At 37.6% G+C, this 17,440-nt stretch carries 15 protein-coding genes; 8 read left to right on the top strand and 7 right to left on the bottom strand.

The window, feature by feature from the left end; all coding sequences use genetic code 11:
* Positions 1–119: 119 nt before the first annotated feature.
* Positions 120–470 carry an OmpA family protein gene (locus AC5YC8_RS01875; protein ID WP_496163352.1) on the top strand — a complete coding sequence of 117 codons (351 nt, stop codon included), beginning with the start codon at positions 120–122 and terminating at the stop codon, positions 468–470.
* An 84-nt stretch (positions 471–554) separates the two neighbouring features.
* Here the strand turns inward: AC5YC8_RS01875 and AC5YC8_RS01870 are convergent, their stop codons facing one another.
* From AC5YC8_RS01870 to AC5YC8_RS01860, 3 genes are all read right to left on the bottom strand, one after another.
* Positions 555–2,018 carry an amino acid permease gene (locus tag AC5YC8_RS01870; RefSeq protein ID WP_496119394.1) on the bottom strand — a complete coding sequence of 488 codons (1,464 nt, stop codon included), beginning with the start codon at positions 2,016–2,018 and terminating at the stop codon, positions 555–557.
* A gap of 9 nt (positions 2,019–2,027) precedes the next feature.
* Positions 2,028–3,053, bottom strand: coding sequence for a methyltransferase (locus AC5YC8_RS01865; protein WP_496163351.1), 1,026 nt, complete (start codon positions 3,051–3,053; stop codon positions 2,028–2,030).
* 63 nt (positions 3,054–3,116) lie between these two features.
* Entirely contained in the window at positions 3,117–4,487 is a 1,371-nt protein-coding gene (locus tag AC5YC8_RS01860; protein WP_496119390.1) for a uracil-xanthine permease family protein, read from the bottom strand.
* 174 nt (positions 4,488–4,661) lie between these two features.
* Between AC5YC8_RS01860 and typA the strand changes: the two genes are divergently transcribed.
* Positions 4,662–6,497, top strand: coding sequence for a translational GTPase TypA (gene typA, locus AC5YC8_RS01855; RefSeq protein WP_496119388.1), 1,836 nt, complete (start codon positions 4,662–4,664; stop codon positions 6,495–6,497).
* Between the two features lie 156 nt (positions 6,498–6,653).
* Positions 6,654–7,088 carry a large conductance mechanosensitive channel protein MscL gene (gene mscL, locus AC5YC8_RS01850; protein ID WP_496163350.1) on the top strand — a complete coding sequence of 145 codons (435 nt, stop codon included), beginning with the start codon at positions 6,654–6,656 and terminating at the stop codon, positions 7,086–7,088.
* Between the two features lie 175 nt (positions 7,089–7,263).
* Here mscL and AC5YC8_RS01845 read toward each other — a convergent pair whose 3' ends face one another.
* On the bottom strand, positions 7,264–7,548 hold the full coding sequence (locus AC5YC8_RS01845; RefSeq protein ID WP_496163349.1) for a peptidylprolyl isomerase: 285 nt from the start codon (positions 7,546–7,548) through the stop codon (positions 7,264–7,266).
* Positions 7,545–8,384: a bifunctional DNA-formamidopyrimidine glycosylase/DNA-(apurinic or apyrimidinic site) lyase gene (gene mutM, locus AC5YC8_RS01840; RefSeq protein ID WP_496163348.1), complete on the bottom strand. Its 840-nt coding sequence runs from the start codon at positions 8,382–8,384 to the stop codon at positions 7,545–7,547. Before mutM ends, AC5YC8_RS01845 begins: the two co-directional genes overlap by 4 nt.
* A 379-nt stretch (positions 8,385–8,763) precedes the next feature.
* Here mutM and AC5YC8_RS01835 point away from each other — a divergent pair, with 379 nt between their 5' ends.
* From AC5YC8_RS01835 to AC5YC8_RS01820, 4 genes are all read left to right on the top strand, one after another.
* Positions 8,764–10,035, top strand: coding sequence for a carbohydrate porin (locus tag AC5YC8_RS01835; protein WP_496163347.1), 1,272 nt, complete (start codon positions 8,764–8,766; stop codon positions 10,033–10,035).
* A gap of 106 nt (positions 10,036–10,141) precedes the next feature.
* A complete protein-coding gene (locus tag AC5YC8_RS01830; protein WP_496163346.1) occupies positions 10,142–11,251 on the top strand; it encodes an NADH:flavin oxidoreductase/NADH oxidase in 1,110 nt (369 codons plus the stop codon).
* Positions 11,252–11,325: 74 nt separating this feature from the next.
* On the top strand, positions 11,326–12,258 hold the full coding sequence (locus AC5YC8_RS01825) for an AEC family transporter (RefSeq protein ID WP_496163345.1): 933 nt from the start codon (positions 11,326–11,328) through the stop codon (positions 12,256–12,258).
* Between the two features lie 91 nt (positions 12,259–12,349).
* The gene (locus tag AC5YC8_RS01820; RefSeq protein WP_496163344.1) at positions 12,350–12,595 is read left to right on the top strand and encodes a hypothetical protein; all 246 of its coding nucleotides are present in this window, start codon (positions 12,350–12,352) and stop codon (positions 12,593–12,595) included.
* Between the two features lie 89 nt (positions 12,596–12,684).
* Here AC5YC8_RS01820 and AC5YC8_RS01815 read toward each other — a convergent pair whose 3' ends face one another.
* On the bottom strand, positions 12,685–13,488 hold the full coding sequence (locus AC5YC8_RS01815) for a tetratricopeptide repeat protein (protein ID WP_496163343.1): 804 nt from the start codon (positions 13,486–13,488) through the stop codon (positions 12,685–12,687).
* 313 nt (positions 13,489–13,801) lie between these two features.
* On the bottom strand, positions 13,802–14,527 hold the full coding sequence (gene ygfZ, locus AC5YC8_RS01810) for a CAF17-like 4Fe-4S cluster assembly/insertion protein YgfZ (protein WP_496163342.1): 726 nt from the start codon (positions 14,525–14,527) through the stop codon (positions 13,802–13,804).
* 259 nt (positions 14,528–14,786) lie between these two features.
* On the opposite strand from ygfZ, the gene acnD reads away from it, so the two are divergent.
* A complete protein-coding gene (acnD, locus tag AC5YC8_RS01805) occupies positions 14,787–17,402 on the top strand; it encodes a Fe/S-dependent 2-methylisocitrate dehydratase AcnD (RefSeq protein WP_496163341.1) in 2,616 nt (871 codons plus the stop codon).
* Positions 17,403–17,440 lie beyond the last annotated feature (38 nt).

Raw genomic sequence — 17,440 nt, 5'->3', positions numbered from 1 at the left:
AGAAAGGAATTAATATGAAAAGAATAATATGTGTAATATTTTTATCGGGAATGGGGCTTACTGGATGTGCAAAACATCAGGTTGTATAAGAACAGCCTACAGTTGTTACTCAAACAGCTATGCAAGCATTAACTTCGGGCGAGAATATACAGTTTCCTACAAACTCAAACCAAATTGATGTGAAATACGAAGATGTATTGGCTGGAGTATCTAAACTGCTTTCTAAAAATACCGCCTTGATATTAGATATCCAAGGGCATACAGATAGTTCTGGGGCTAATGCAATTAATAATAGACTTGCATTAGCGCGTGCCAATGCCGTTCGGGCGATACTAATTTCCAATTATGGAGTTAGTGTAGCGCAGTTAAATACAATTGGATTTGGATTTACAAAACCAATTGCATCAAATGCTACAGAGAAAGGGCGTGCGGAAAATCGTCGTGTAACCTTGCTGCTGAAAGGTCGGTAAAAGTAATTTACTACTTTCATAGTTAATTTAATATTTAGATTCAAGTGTAAAAAAACAGCCCTCAGGCTGTTTTTTTACAAGATATTATTCTCGATCTAAATTGGTTGGCTGGACATCCATTTCATTATATTTTACAAGTTTTGATTCACGCTTAAATGAGTAACCTACCCAAATAGCGAAGAATAATAAAATGCCAATATAGGTTGAAAGAACAGATAACCATTCACCATCTAATACTGCTTGATAGTTTTGACCTAAAACAACAATTGCGCAAAGAATAAAGGCAAACCATGGTGCAAATGGGAAGAACTTAGCACGATAAGCTAAATCTTCAAGCTTATAACCTTGAGATAAATAACCTTTGCGGAAACGATAGTGTGAGATTGCAATACCGAGCCAAACAATAAATCCACACATACCAGACATATTCAGTAGCCAGTTAAATACTTGTTCTTCACCAATAAAAGTAGTCAAGAAACAAAGTGCTGCAATTGCAGTAGTGGCGTAAAGTGCGTTCATTGGCACCCCACGCTTATCTAACTTTGAAAATGCTTTTGGTGCGCTACCATTTTTAGCCATATCAAAAAGCATGCGGGTAGATGAATACATACCCGAATTACCTGCAGATAAAATTGCAGTTAGGATCACGGCATTCATTACACTTGCGGCAAATGCAAAGCCAGCTTGCTCATAGAGTAAGGTGAAAGGAGATAATGCAATATTTTCATCCGAAGCTGCTTGTAGTAAGCGAGGATCATCGTAAGCAATCAGGGTGCCGATAATGAAAATACAAACAATATAGAACAATAATATGCGCCAGAAAATTTGTTTAATGGCAATAGGTATTGTTTTCTTTGGATCCTTAGATTCACCCGCAGCAACTCCGACCATTTCTGTCCCTTGGAAGGAGAATCCGGCAATCATTGCAACACCAATGAGTGCTGATAAGCCACCAACAAAAGGCGCTTCACCTTTGGTCCAGTTTGCAAATGTAACCATGCCTGGTGTCATCATGATTTTTATAATCATTGCGATACCAATGATAATAAAGATAATAATGGCAAGAACCTTAATGAGGGAGAAGAAGAATTCACTTTCTCCAAAACCTTTTACGGTCATTGCATTAATGCCAAATACTACGGCTAGGAATATTGCACTCCAGTAAAAGCCGGGGATATCTGGGAACCAAAATTTCATGATAAATTGAACAGCAACGAGTTCAAATGCAACGGTAATTGCCCAGTTGTACCAATAGTTCCAACCTAGAGCAAAACCAAAGCCATTAGATACATACTTTGTTCCATAGGTAAAGAATGCACCAGAGGTAGGGTTGTGCGTTGCTAACTCACCTAAACTTGTCATTAAAAAGTAAATCATGACGCCAATAAGGGCATAAGCAAGCAATGCACCACCTGGACCGGCATTTGCAATTGTTGCACCAGATGCTAAGAATAAGCCCGTACCAATAGAACCACCAATGGCGATCATATTCAGATGGCGTGCACCAAGCTTACGCTTTAGTTGCTGTGTTTGATCTGTTTCGCTCATTGAATTTCCTTATGATTTCTTTTGAGTGTTAGCGAATAACACTTTAAAGCCTTGTTGGTCGGCTTTAGTTGTACATTGACCAAAGTTTTGTTCAATCAATATCGGGTAATTTAAGAAACGATTTGCAACGACCCATAGTTCTCCACCAGATTTAAGATGGCGACGCGCAGTTTTGCATAAGTTTTCACTGGCATTGTAGTCGGTCTTAATTCCTTGATGGAATGGAGGATTACTCACAATTGCATGCAAGAATAGAGGTGCATCCTCAATTCCTGTTACAGCTTTAACTTCAAGTTGTTCCGTTTCTAAATTATTTTTATCAAATGTCATGCGTGTAGATTCGAGAGCAAAGGCATCCACATCCATCGCAAAAATACGATTCTTAGGATTCAGCTTTGCTAAATAAGCACTAATAACACCTGCACCACATCCAAAGTCAGCAATTTTACCTGAAGTTACTTGAGATAAGTATGGTAGTAAAACAGCTGTACCAATATCTAAACTTTTTTGACTAAATACGCCAGGGAGAGCAGAGATGGTTAAATCACCATTTGGTGTGGGTACTTTATATTCTTGTGCCCAATCTGCCAATGGTTTTGCGACAACTGACTTTTCAACTGTCATTTGCCACATTTGACAATGACGCGCACTGTCTAATTTAAGTGCAGAGCCGAATGGGAGTAGTTGTTTTGCTGCACGTTCAACGCCACCTTTTTTTTCACCAACTAAAAAAATAGATGAACCAATGGTTAAACGACTAACAATATTGTGTAAAACGTAATTCAATAATTCTTTAGACTTAGGTACAAAAACAATTGCTTGATCGAAAGTACTTTCAGGGAGATTAACACCAAAGTGGATGTTCGCTTTTTGATTTTGAAAGTATTGGTATTCGTTAAAGTTCCAAGTCCAAAGAGTGGGTTCGATGTCTTTATCTAGATTCGAAAGCAAATCATCTGTGGGAGCATTCACTAATAATATACGACCAGAAAGATATTCATGCTGTCGAATGACAACTTCACTTCTAGGATCCATTTTCTCTCTCCATTGAAAAACTATGCCCAGACAGTGCTGGGCAAAGTTAATACTGAAATGAAATTATTTCTTCACTTCTGGAAGAATAATGTTTAATAACAAGGCTGCAATGCCACCTGTAGCAACACCTGAACTAAAAATGTTGCGGAATAATTCAGGAAGATGCTCAAGGATTTGTGGAACTTGAGCAACACCTAAACCAAGCGCTAAAGAAATAGCAATAATGAGCAAAGCACGACGGTCTAATTGAACGCCTGCAAGAATGTTAATACCTGATGCAGCAACTGCACCAAACATCACCATTACAGCACCACCAAGTACAGCTTGAGGTACAGCTTGAATAATGCCTGCAACAGCAGGAAACAAGCCTAATAAAACTAATAATATTGCAATCCAAATACCAACATAGCGGCTAGCAACGCCTGTTAACTGAATTACACCATTATTTTGAGCAAATACAGAACTTGGGAATGTATTGAAAATACCAGCTAAGAAAGAGTTAGCACCATTCACAAGTACACCACCTTTAATACGTTCCATCCAAGTTGGGCCATCTACAGCTTGGTTTGAAAGTTTAGATGTTGCAGTAATATCACCAATTGCTTCTAATGACGTTACAATATAAATGAATGCCATTGGAATGAATAAGCTCCAAGAAAAGCTTAAACCAAAGTGCATTGGTGTTGGAATTTGAACAAGAGGGGCATCTTTTAAACCATCGAAGTTTAAATGACCCATAAAGCCAGCAAGAATATAACCTGCCACTAAAGCAATTAAAATGGCTGAGCTTTTTACCCAAGTTACTCGAATACGGTTCAAAATAATAATGAGCGCAAGAACAGTACACGACATAATAAGGTTATCGGCATTAGCGAAAGTTTTATCGCCCATTGCTTGATAACCACCGCCCATACTAATTAAGCCTTCTTTAATAAGCGTTAAGCCAATTAAAAGAACAACAATACCAGTAACTAACGGTGTAATAAGCTTTTTAACCCATGGCAAAATGCGGGATACGCCCATTTCAATAAATGAGCCAGCAATCACTACACCAAAAATAGCAGCCATAACAGATTCAACAGGTGTACCTGCTGCAACCATTGCAGAGCCAATACCAATAATAGGGCCAATAAAGTTAAAGCTTGTGCCTTGAACAATGAGCAAACCTGCACCAAACGGGCCAACTTTTTTACATTGAAGAAAGGTTGCAATCCCTGAGATAACCAAAGACATAGATAAAATCATGTTGGTATCTTCTTTAGATACGCCCAACGCCAAGCAAATTAATAAGCCTGGAGTAACAATTGGGACAATAATTGCAAGAAGATGTTGGAAAGCAGCAAGAAAAGCGATGAGTGGTTTAGGTCGATCATTAAGACCGTAGACTAAATCGAGTTGATCTTTTTGATCAGTAGATTGATTTAAATCGGACATGAATCAAAGCAAATAGTGGCAAGATGGCGCTATTCTAATCGAGTTAGACGGCATATCAAAACCAAATAACGATGGAATGTTAAAAAAAATCGATAATGTCAATAAACAGTCACTATAAAAACTTAATATTTTTCTGTATAATTTGCCCTCAAATTACATATGCATTGAATTTACATGTCAGATATTAAAACTCTCCGTAACATCGCCATTATTGCGCACGTCGATCATGGTAAAACCACTCTTGTAGACAAACTTTTACAACAATCAGGTGCTCTTGGTGATCGCGCGGGTGAGATCGAGCGTGTCATGGATTCGGGCGCTATTGAAAGCGAACGTGGTATTACTATTCTTGCAAAAAACACTGCAATTAAATGGTTAGACAAACGTACAGATACAGAATACCGTATCAACATCGTAGATACCCCGGGACATGCCGACTTCGGTGGTGAAGTTGAACGTGTAATGTCGATGGTTGACTGCGTACTTCTTCTTGTAGACTCACAAGAAGGTCCTATGCCACAAACTCGTTTCGTAACGCAAAAAGCGTTCGCTCGTGGTTTGAAACCAATCGTAATTATCAACAAAGTAGACAAGCCAAGCGCACGTCCTGACTGGGTAATTGACCAAGTATTCGATTTGTTCGATAACTTAGGCGGTACTGATGAACAGTTAGACTTCCCAGTTGTATATGCTTCTGGTTTACGTGGTGTAGCTGGTCCGTCTCCTGAAGAACTTGCTGAAGACATGACTCCATTGTTCCAAACAATTGTAGACATCGTTGAACCACCAGCTGTTGACGTTGATGGTCCATTCCAAATGCAAGTATCTTCACTTGACTATAACAGCTTCGTTGGTGTTATCGGTGTTGGTCGTATTCAACGTGGTTCAGTTAAATTGAACACACCTGTAACTGTAATCGACAAAGAAGGTAAAACACGTAACGGTCGTATCCTTAAAATCATGGGTTACCATGGTCTTGAGCGTATTGATGTTGAATCTGCTCAAGCAGGTGATATCGTTTGTGTAACGGGTATTGATGAACTTCATATTTCAGACACAATTTGTGATCCTAAAAATGTTGAAGCATTACCTGCACTTTCTGTAGATGAACCTACAGTATCTATGACTTTCCAAGTAAACAATTCACCGTTTGCTGGTAAAGAAGGTAAATTCGTAACTTCACGTAACATCCGTGAACGTCTTGACCGTGAATTAATTCACAACGTAGCACTTCGCGTTGAAGACACTGACAGTCCTGACCGTTTCAAGGTTTCTGGCCGTGGTGAACTTCACCTTTCAGTTCTTATTGAAAACATGCGTCGTGAAGGCTTCGAAATGGGCGTATCTCGTCCACAAGTAATTATCAAAGAAATTGATGGTGAAAAACAAGAGCCATACGAAAACGTAACTTTTGACGTTGAAGAACAACACCAAGGTTCTGTAATGGAACAAATGGGTCACCGTAAAGGTGAAATGACGAATATGGAAGTTGACGGTAAAGGCCGTATCCGTATTGAAGCAACTGTCCCTTCACGTGGTTTGATTGGTTTCCGTTCTGAATTCTTAACAATGACTTCAGGTACAGGTATCATGACATCAAGCTTCTCGCACTACGGTCCTATGAAACAAGGTACTGTTGCGAAACGTCAAAACGGTGTATTGATTTCTATGGTTCAAGGTACTTGCCTTGGCTATGCATTGTTTACACTTCAAGACCGTGGTCGTTTATTCGCTAAACCACAGTTAGAAGTTTATGAAGGTATGATCGTAGGTATTAACTCACGTTCAGACGACATGACTGTTAACCCAACTAAAGCGAAACAGTTAACAAACGTACGTGCTTCTGGTACTGATGATGCGTTAACACTTGTTCCTGCAATTGAATATACGCTTGAACAAGCGCTTGAATTCATTGAAGATGATGAATTAGTTGAAGTAACACCTAAGTCTATTCGTATTCGTAAACGTTACCTAACTGAAAACGAACGTAAGCGTAACCGTAATGGCTAATTTTTCCTAAATTAGGAAAGATAAAAAACCGTTAACTTAAGTTGGCGGTTTTTTTATTGCAAAAAATAATAAATTCCGAGTAAATTGCACGGAAATGATTTAATCAATAATATATGCTAAGTTATATTAAATTTGATAAGAAAAATTGGAGTGAATATGAGTGTTATTCAAGAGTTCAAAGAGTTTGCTGTAAAAGGCAATGTAATGGATTTAGCAGTTGGTGTCATTATTGGTGGTGCTTTCGGTAAAATTATTGACTCAGCTGTTGCCGACCTAATTATGCCATTCATTACATGGATTTTAGGTGGTAATGTTGATTACTCAAATTGGTTCTTAGTATTGGGTGATAATCCAAATAGCATTACAAATTTAGCTGCAGCAAAAGAAGCAGGTTTGAATGTTTTTGCTTATGGTAACTTTTTAACAATTCTAATTAACTTTATTTTATTGGCTTGGGTTGTATTTTGGTTGGTAAAATTAATGAATAAATTACGCCGTGAAAAAGCGGTAGAAGAGCCAGCTCCAGCAGCTACTCCAGAAGATATTGAATTATTACGTGAAATCCGTGATGAATTAAAACGTAAAGGTTAATCCTTTAAAATAAAAAAAACAGCGCTTAATGCGCTGTTTTTTATTTTACAGTTTTCTTCTTTTTATAGGAGATGAGAAGCACTGTTTCGCAAGGGGAAGGGTAGCTTTTATAAAAAATAGAAAAACCTCCATCCCCTTGCGGAATATATTCCTTACCTTCTAGAAGAAGTAATGATTAAAAATCCATTCGGAATTTTATTTCTAATAAATGCCAACCAAATTGACTTTTAATTGGACCATGTAGTTCGCGCTCAGCAAGAGTAAATACGGCTTTATCAATAGGAGCAACCAATTGTCCTTTTTTGATATCGCCTAGTTCACCGCCTTTTTTAGCAGATGGACAAGTCGAATGCTGCTTTGCAATTTTGGCAAAGTCGGCACCTGCTTTAATTTTCTTTTTGAGCTGTTCAGCAAGTTCTTTGTCTTTTACTAAAATGTGGCGGGCAATGGCACTTTTCATTTCTTACCTCGGGAAATCTGTTTTACTTTCTTTAATGGCTGACATTGTGGACAAAATGCACTTGCTCGTTGACCTAGTTTAATATTTTCTAAAGTGGTTTCACAGTTCACACACATTTCACCAGTACGTCCGTAAGCTAGTAGGGTTTGTTGGAAATATCCATTTTCCCCCATGGCATTGCTGAAATCTCGTAAAGTTGAACCGCCTAAATCAATTGCTTGTTTTAAAATACGTTTAATTTCGAGAACAAGTTTTTCAATTTGTTCTTGGTTAAGTGATGATGCCGGTTGTGCGGGATGAATACCTAAATTAAATAAGCTTTCCGTGGCATAAATGTTGCCAACCCCAACAACTACATGATTGTCCATGATGGCAACTTTAATGGCTGTACTTTTGGACTTTAATTTATCTGCTAAATAATCCGTATTAAATACGTCACTCAAAGGTTCAGGCCCTAAAGTATCAATGAGTTTAGTTTGTGAGTGCTCGTCTAACCAGAGAATACAACCAAAACGACGTGGATCGTGATAACGCAACTCCATGTCTTCAAACTGAATAATCAGATGATCGTGCTTACGAAGTTCTTCGGTGGTTTCACAAATACGGAAACTTCCTGACATTCCTAAATGCCAAAGCATTGAATCATGTTCAAATTCAGCCAAAATGTATTTGGAGCGCCTTGAAAGTTTAAGGAGCTTTTGTCCAATAAGCTTTTTGATATTGTCAGGAATTGGCCATCTTAAACTTGATTGATGAACAGTCACACCGATGACTTTTTCATTGATCAATGGAAGTAGGCTAGTTTTCGTGGTTTCAACTTCAGGTAATTCAGGCATCTGACATTAAATATATAAAGATGTGACTAATATCGGGTTATCGCTTTTAGATTACAAGTTTAAATTTAGAATGATGAAAAATAATTGTTATAAGTCATTAAATTGTATGGAGAAAGAATTATATTGAGCATAAAAAATGTTATTTATGAAATTAATTAATCGTTTAAATGGATTATTGATGCATCTAAGTGTTTAAAAATATTAAATAAAATATTTTGTGGTTGTGTTTTGTTAGTCTTTTAAGAGCTTATATAAATAAAAGTATGTAATCAAATAAAAATTATGCTGAGAAAAAAATATAAAAATTGGGTAGTTTTCACATGAAATTTACAAATATTAATTGTTTGTAAACAAGTATTTACCCAACTAGGTTTTCATCATGAAAAAAATTGGTTTAGCCATTTTTCCAGCTGTTTTAATGTCTGTTATTACTCAATCTCACGCAAAAGATGTATTTGATATGAAAGGTCAATATATGTTTGGCGATTGGTCGGGTAAACGGACTGAACTTGCACAAAAAGGGGTTAAATTTGAGGCAAATCTTGCAAGTGATACAGCTTATTTAGCACATGGTGGTCGCAATGAGCATGCAGATCCAACAATAGCTGCACAACTTTGGCTGGGTACCGCTTTAGATATGGAAAAATTAGCAGGTTGGAATGGCGTAACTATTCGTGCTGTGATGACTGCACGTCAAGGGCAGAGTACAACAATCAGAGATTTGCAAGATAATGCTGCACCTCAGTTAGCCAACGTGCAAGCCAATTATGGACGAGGAAACCAACAATCACGGTTGACAGAATTATCTATTGAAAAGAGTTTTAAAGAACAAGGTATAAGCATTAAAGTTGGGCGTTTAGGCTTGGGAATGGACTTTAACGTGATGGCTTGTGATTTCCAAAGTAATGCATTTTGTGCAGCACAAATGGGGAAATGGCAAGGTGGAATTTGGATGAATACGCCAGTTGCACAGTGGGGCGGTCGAGTTAAATATCAAATTAACCCAGAAGTTTTTACACAAATAGGTGTGTATGAATTTAACCCTAATAATGGTAACGGCAATGCAGAAGGACAAGGCTGGAGTTTAGATACACAAAATGCCGATGGTGTGACAATTCCTGTAGAAGTTGTGTGGCAGCCAAAATCATTCATTAATGGATTAGCAGGCAGTTATCGTGTAGGTGGGATGTACAACACGGCAGATAATCCTGCAAATCAAAAAGATATTAAAACAGGCGCACCCGAAGATCGTACATTTGCGGGTTGGTTGGCGATAGAACAACAATTAACTTCCACAGGTTCAGGCAAGCAAGGTTTACATAGTTTTGCAAACTTTACTTGGCATGATCGTATAACAAATAAAGTTGATAACTCGCAACAACTTGGCTTGAAATATGTCGGATTATCTGCGGCACTACCTAATGATTATGTGGGTTTAGGTGTAAATCGCGTACATGTAAATAACCGTTTATCTAGCGTAAAACCACAATTTAATGCGAGTGCAGAATATAATATTGAGTTGAATTATAGCTACAATCCAACGAAGTGGTTGATGTTAAGACCAAACTTACAATATGTGATTAATCCAGGTTCTACAAATAACGTGGATGATGCATTTGTGTTGGGTTTAAGCACTAAAATGATCTTCTAACATAGAAAATAATTTTAAAATAAACAGGTTCTTTGGAGCCTGTTTTTTGTTTTTCTAAGCTAGAATAAAAATGAGAAAAATGAATGATTAAAATGAGGGGATTTTAGTGTCTTTGTTATTTCAGCAAATTCAATTTGGAACACTTAGCCTAAGCAATAAAATTATCATTGCACCAATGTGTCAATATTCTGCCACTGTGGATGGGGAAGTGACATTTTGGCATGAACAACAGTGGGCAAAATACGCTTTATCGGGTGCAGGTTTAACCATTGTAGAAGCTACAGCCGTACAGCCTGAAGGGCGCATTAGCTATGCCGATTTAGGTTTATGGAATAATGCACAAGCTGAAAAAATGAAATTGGCACTGAATAAAATAAAAGCTATTTCACCTATGCCTTTTGCTGTTCAATTGGCACATGCAGGACGTAAAGCATCTACTGATTATCCATGGTCAGGAAAGGGGCAAATTAGTCCTAAGGATATATTGGGATGGCAAACAGTTTCAGCTAGCGATTTAAAGTTTAATGAAAATGACCATGCCCCTCATGTTTTAACAGGCAATGAAATTCAAAAAATTATTCAAGATTTTGCAGATGCAGCAAAGCGTGCTGTAGATGTTGGATTTGACCTTATTGAATTACATGCTGCTCATGGCTATTTGTTGCATCAATTTATGTCGCCTATTTCTAATAAACGAACAGATGAATATGGTGGAAGCTTTGAAAATAGAATTCGTTTAACGCTAGAGGTTTTTCAAGCAATAAAAAAGGCTGTTCCACAAGATTTTCCTATAGGGATTCGTATTTCAGCAACCGATTGGATGGATGGTGTAGAAAGCTGGGATGTGGAATCTTCAGTTGAATTATCAAAGGCTTTAGAAGCATTAGGTGCTGTATATATTCATGTTTCTAGTGGCGGATTAGATGTGAATCAAAATATTGATATTCACAGTTGTTACCAAGTGCCGTTTGCACATGCCATTAAACAATCTGTGAATATTCCTGTAATTGCTGTTGGTCTGATTGAAGAGCCAATGCAGGCAGAAGGGGTGTTACAATATGAGCAAGCAGATGCAATTGGCATTGCACGCAGTATTTTGTATCAGCCGAATTGGCCTTGGCAAGCAGCCGCAGAATTAGGTGCAAAAGTTGCAGTTTCTCCTCAATATTTACGTTGTCAGCCACACGGCTTAAAAAAATTATTTACATCTTTTTAAAGTGATATTAAAAAATATAGAGCAGATGTAATGCTGCTCTATATTTTTAGCAAATTTAATAGGACCGTTTCTTTATGATATTTACGATAATAGGACCAATTTTCTTGCTTTTAGCACTTGGCTATTTGTCGGTAAAGTTGAATTTATTATCTAAATTACAAATTGCTGCGGTAGGTGCCTTTGTTATAAAAGTTGCGTTGCCTGCTTTATTGTTACAATCACTTTCTACAAAAGATTTGCATGAAATTTGGTTTGCTGAATATTTTGCTGTGTATGGTGGTACAACATTTATACTTTATGTCAGCGCATTTTTTATTCTTTCTCATTATTTTAAAAATAGTAAAGCCGATACATCTGTACTTTCTTTAGGTGCATCTATGTCGAATACAGGCTTAATTGGGGCAGCAGTATTGACCTTATTAATGGGCAATAGTGCGATGACCTATATTTCGCTTGTGGTTATTATTGAAAGTGTTTTTTTAATTCCTGCTGTTTTGGTGTTAGCCGAGTTAAATTCTCAAAAGTCTCAGTATGTAAATGTTTTACATATTATAAAAAGTACAATTTTAACTTTAGTTAAAAATCCATTATTTATGGCGGTAGTGCTGGGAATGTTATGTTCAGCATTAAAAATTAAGCTTCCACATCAACTCGATCAAGTTTTATTAATGCTTGGGCAAACGGCTTCACCATTAGCATTATTTGCAATTGGTGGGGGAATAGTGGGTTTAAGCTTAAAATATGTAAACCTGCAAAGTGTTTATTTAGTCATTTCGAGTAATATTATTTTTCCACTCATGGTGTTTTTAGGCTTAACGTATCTTACAAATGTTAGTCAAGAAATGGTGTATGCAGGAACTATAATTGCATCGTTACCTATGCCAACTATATTTGCAATGTTGGGTCAGGCATACGGTTTAAGCGAAAAAACCTTAACCCCCTTACTAATGAGTACGATAGTTGGCTTTATTGTAATGAGTGGGCTTATTGTATTGTGGTGGGCATAAATATATTTTTGCACTGAGATAATCGTGCAAATAGGGTGCTTTCAGTTAAACTGAGCATTGTTTATAAGATGTAATGAAGTGAGTTTCTAAGATGTTTATCAAAGGTATTAAACGCAACTACGATAAAATTAATGCCGATGACAGTATTGCAGATGAAGATAAAATTGATGCCTTATTGAAAGCATTGGGCAAAGACTATTTGGTAAGTTCAGAAGATCGTGTTTATGTTTTTCAAAAAGATGATATAACTGCAAAATTTGATGCAAAACATGCACGTGCATATTATTTTAAAGATTATGTGGTAAAAGATATGAATAAATTATTTCATGGCTTTTAATTGATTTCTTTCCATGAAAAATCCCTTAAGCGATAACTCACTTAAGGGATTTTTTGTTTTAAGCGGAAGTCAAATTCAGCAAATTTAACTTAGCCCTTTTTGGGTGTAGTAGTAGGTGCTTTTGCTTGTTGAGCCATTAAGTTTGAAACGGCATCTAAAGCTTCTTTTGCATGAGGTATATTTTTTTCTGCCAACATACCAAAGATTTTTTTCGCTTCGGGTAAGTTTTGTTGAACCAACTTACCTGTTGCTAAAAGATTACCCATTTCCATGAGAGCAGGCACATAACCCTTTTGAGCAAGTGTTTGAATGCCATTTAGACCTGCTTTAACAGTTGCTTCATTTTTTGCTTTAACACCAGAATTTATGTCATATAAAGCACGAAGATGAACTGCCTGAGGATTTTCTTTTTTCACAAGTGGATCTAAAAGTTTAAGTCCTTTTTTGGTTGAAGACTCTTTATTTTCGCTCAAATAAAGTGCTGCTAAATCTACATTTGCTTCATCTATACCAAGTTTTGCTGCTTTTTCTAAGTAACTTTTTGCTGTACTTTGATCAGGTTTAACACCTAAGCCACCAGAAAGATAAGTTTTACCCAAAAGGTAGTTGGCAGTTGGGTAGCCTTTATCTGCAGATTGCTTAAATAGTTCAAGGGCTTTGGCATCATTTTTTGTTGTGCCTTGACCTGCTTGAGTTAAAAAAGCCAAATCATAAATTGCTTGTGCATTACCTGTTTGAGCAAGTTTGTCTAATTCTTTATATGCTTCATTAAAGTTCTTTGCTTTTACTAAAGTTTCAATTTTTGCAAAAGCAGGATCAATTTGTGGTGCATTATCTGCAAGTGCAAACTGAGAAGAAACTGCGATTAAACTTGCGAGAAGTATTTTTTTCATAAAATTAAAAACCTTAAATTAACAATAAACATCCAAGCTAAGTATTTGATATAAAAAGAGGATGTTGCGTTAAAATATATTAAAAGTAAAAAAGTATTCAGTCTTTGAACAACTTTAGGAATATCTACCAAGTTAAATTAATGTGAAAAACTTAAAAGAATATTAATGTTATGTTTCTTAGCGTATGTTTGGCTTAAATGTGTTTACATTGTTTCCAATGTATAAGAATTAATAATAAGCCTTGAAAAATAAGGCAAAAAAAACCTCCTTTTTACAGGAGGTTCAGTTTTTTAAATATTTTGAAACATTTAGCTTATGATTGCGGACGTGCAACATCGCCATTTAATGCTTCTGGTAAGTCTAAAATAGTTAAACCAAGATCAACTAAAACATCAGGCTTAGCAATCACTAAGGCTTTATAGCCACCATCTATCCCAATGCTATTGATAACAGTTGTATTTGGGCTAAGCTGAGTGGCTGCCGCAGGAACATCTCCTGTGCCTTGAACTAAATGTAACCAGCTTTTTGGTTTTGCCTTAAACCAAAGGCGCGCCACAATTTCTTGACCTAAATAACAGCCTTTATCGTAATGAACGCCTTCACGTTGATGTAAACGTAACTCTTGAGGTTGAAATAGTTCAGATGTAGTTGCTTCAATCCAAGCTTGACCAGATTCAATTGCTTGTAATTGCCAAGCTTCAACATTGGTTTCACTGCTTCCAAAAATAGTGTGATTGGCTTCAATCGTTGGATAAACAACACCAGCTTCTTCAAGCTTCATTTTAGAGAAAGCACCAAACTTTTTAATGTGTTTGCTTAAAGCTTCAGCAAGGTTGGTCGGGCTAATAATTTCAAAGCTTTCAGCACTATTTTTCTTTAACCAAAAGCCAAATTGAATACGACCTTTTAAATTACAAATAGCTGTGTAACGCGTTGTTCCTTCAGCTAGTTTTTCAGCATTCAAAGTAACTTGACCTTGTAGGAATTTTTGCGCATCTACACCAATTAAAGTGAAAGAAGAGAATGTAGGTAAGCTCATTTTTTAATCTCTAAAACGGTATCTAATACTAAAGAATGAGGTCTATTTTCCGCTATTTTTTGAAAAAAATCACATTTAACACCTAAATTTTGAGATTGATATTCAAAAATATTGAAAAAATAGCAAGTTTTAAACCTAAGTCTTTGAAAAATATTAAATTTGGGAAATGGTGTTTTGACAGTGTACTATGCCTTCGATGGAATGAAAAACAAGCAACAACATAATTTGACAAAAGATTGAAAGAATAGGCAGGTAAGCTATGAACAACAACTTCCGTAAACCACTGCAAGGCACCCAGCTAGAATATTTCGATGTGCGTGAAGCCGTAGACAATATTCAGCAAGGCGCATATGAAAAGCTACCGTATACATCAAAAGTACTTGCCGAGCAGCTAGTTCGACGTTGTGATCCTGCAATTTTAGAACAGTCTTTAAAAGAACTTATTTTCCGTAAACAAGATCATGACTTTCCTTGGTACCCTGCACGTGTGGTGTGTCATGACATTTTAGGACAAACGGCACTTGTCGATTTAGCAGGCTTACGTGACGCCATTGCCGATCAAGGTGGCGATCCATCTAAAGTTAATCCTGTTGTGCCAACGCAATTGATTGTTGACCACTCTTTGGCTGTGGAATATGGCGGTTTTGATCCTGATGCTTTTGAAAAAAACCGTGCCGTTGAAGACCGTCGTAATGAAGACCGTTTCCATTTTATTGAGTGGACTAAAACGGCATTTGAAAATGTAGATGTGATTCCTGCGGGCAACGGCATTATGCATCAAATTAATTTGGAAAAAATGTCTCCTGTAATTCAAAACAGAGAGGGTATTGCATATCCAGATACGTGTGTAGGTACAGACTCACACACGCCACATACAGATGCTTTGGGTGTTATTTCTATTGGTGTTGGGGGCTTAGAAGCTGAAAATGTGATGTTAGGTCGAGCATCTTGGATGCGTTTACCTGACATTATTGGTGTAGAGTTTGTAGGGCAACGCCAAGCAGGCATTACCGCAACAGATATCGTTTTAGCACTAACTGAGTTCTTACGTAAAGAGCGTGTGGTGGGTGCATATTTAGAATTCTTTGGTGAAGGTGCAGATAGTATGTCTGTGGGAGATAGAGCAACTATTTCCAACATGACGCCTGAATATGGCGCAACAGCGGCAATGTTCTATATTGATCAAAACACTATTGATTATTTGACTTTAACAGGTCGTGAAGTAGATCAAGTTAAGCTTGTTGAAACTTATGCCAAAGAAATTGGTCTTTGGGCAAGCGATATGACCAAAGCGGAATATCCACGTGTTTTACGTTTTGATTTATCTGCTGTTACTCGTAACATTGCAGGGCCATCGAATCCGCATGCACGTGTATCTACAGCAGATTTAAAAGCAAAAGGCATTGCAGGTAATTTAGATGCAGCGCGTGCACAAGAAGCAGAGGGTTTAATTCCTGATGGTGCTGTGATTATTGCGGCTATTACGTCATGTACCAATACATCAAACCCACGAAATACGGTTGCGGCAGGTTTACTTGCACGTAAAGCGATTGAACTTGGACTTGTGCGTAAACCTTGGGTGAAATCCTCTTTTGCACCAGGTTCTAAAGCAGCAGCACTTTACTTAGAAGAAGCAGGTGTTTTAAAAGATTTAGAACAGCTTGGTTTTGGCATTGTGGCATACGCATGTACCACGTGTAATGGTATGTCGGGTGCGTTAGATCCAAAAATCCAACAAGAAATTATTGACCGTGATTTGTATGCTACGGCGGTGCTTTCGGGTAACCGTAACTTCGACGGTCGTATCCATCCTTATGCGAAACAAGCATTCTTAGCATCTCCGCCACTTGTTGTTGCTTATGCTATTGCAGGTACGATTCGTTTTGATATCGAAACAGATTCGTTGGGTAATGATAAAAATGGTAATCCAATTTACCTGAAAGACATTTGGCCATCTGATGAAGAAATTGATGCATTGGTAAAAGTTGCGGTAAAACCTGAGCAATTTAAGAAAGTTTATATTCCAATGTTTGATTTGGGTGTAAATGAAAAAGCACCAAGTCCTTTATATGATTGGCGTGCGAAAAGTACTTATATCCGCCGTCCGCCATACTGGGAGGGGGCTTTGGCTGCGCCACGTACTTTAGCAAATATGCGTCCACTTGCAATTTTGGGCGATAACATCACCACAGATCACTTATCTCCATCGAATGCGATTGTGTTAGATAGTGCTTCGGGTGAGTATTTGGCGAAAATGGGTGTGCCTGAGGAAGATTTCAACTCTTATGCAACGCACCGAGGCGACCATTTAACGGCACAACGTGCGACTTTGGCGAATCCAAAACTTTATAACGAAATGGTGGTACGTTCAGATGGCACAATTAAGCAAGGTTCAAAAGCGCGTGTAGAGCCTGAAGGTGAAGTTATGCGTATGTGGGAAGCCATTGAAACTTACATGAACCGTAAACAGCCTTTAATTATTGTTGCAGGGAAGGACTATGGACAAGGTTCTAGCCGTGACTGGGCAGCTAAAGGTGTTCGCCTTGCAGGGGTAGAAGTGATTGTGGCGGAAGGTTTTGAGCGTATTCACCGTACTAACTTGGTAGGAATGGGCGTATTACCACTTGAGTTTAAGGTAGGTACTGACCGTAAAACTTTAGGTTTAGATGGTACAGAGTTGTATAGCGTAATTGGGAACATTGCGCCACGTTCGACTTTAACTTTGGTGATTGAGCGTGCAACGGAAGATGGCAAAGCTCAAATTGTGGAAGTGCCTGTAACATGCCGTTTAGATACGGAAGAAGAAGTACATGTGTATGAAGCGGGTGGTGTTTTACAACGCTTTGCGCAGGACTTTTTAGAAGGGAATGTTTAAGAATCTTCCCTAACCCCTCTTTCTTAAAGAGGGGGATC

It is taken from the genome of Acinetobacter sp. FY731 (assembly GCF_059515905.1).
The sequence above is the reverse complement of the archived record's forward strand: the minus strand, read 5'-3'. Positions and strand labels throughout refer to the sequence as shown.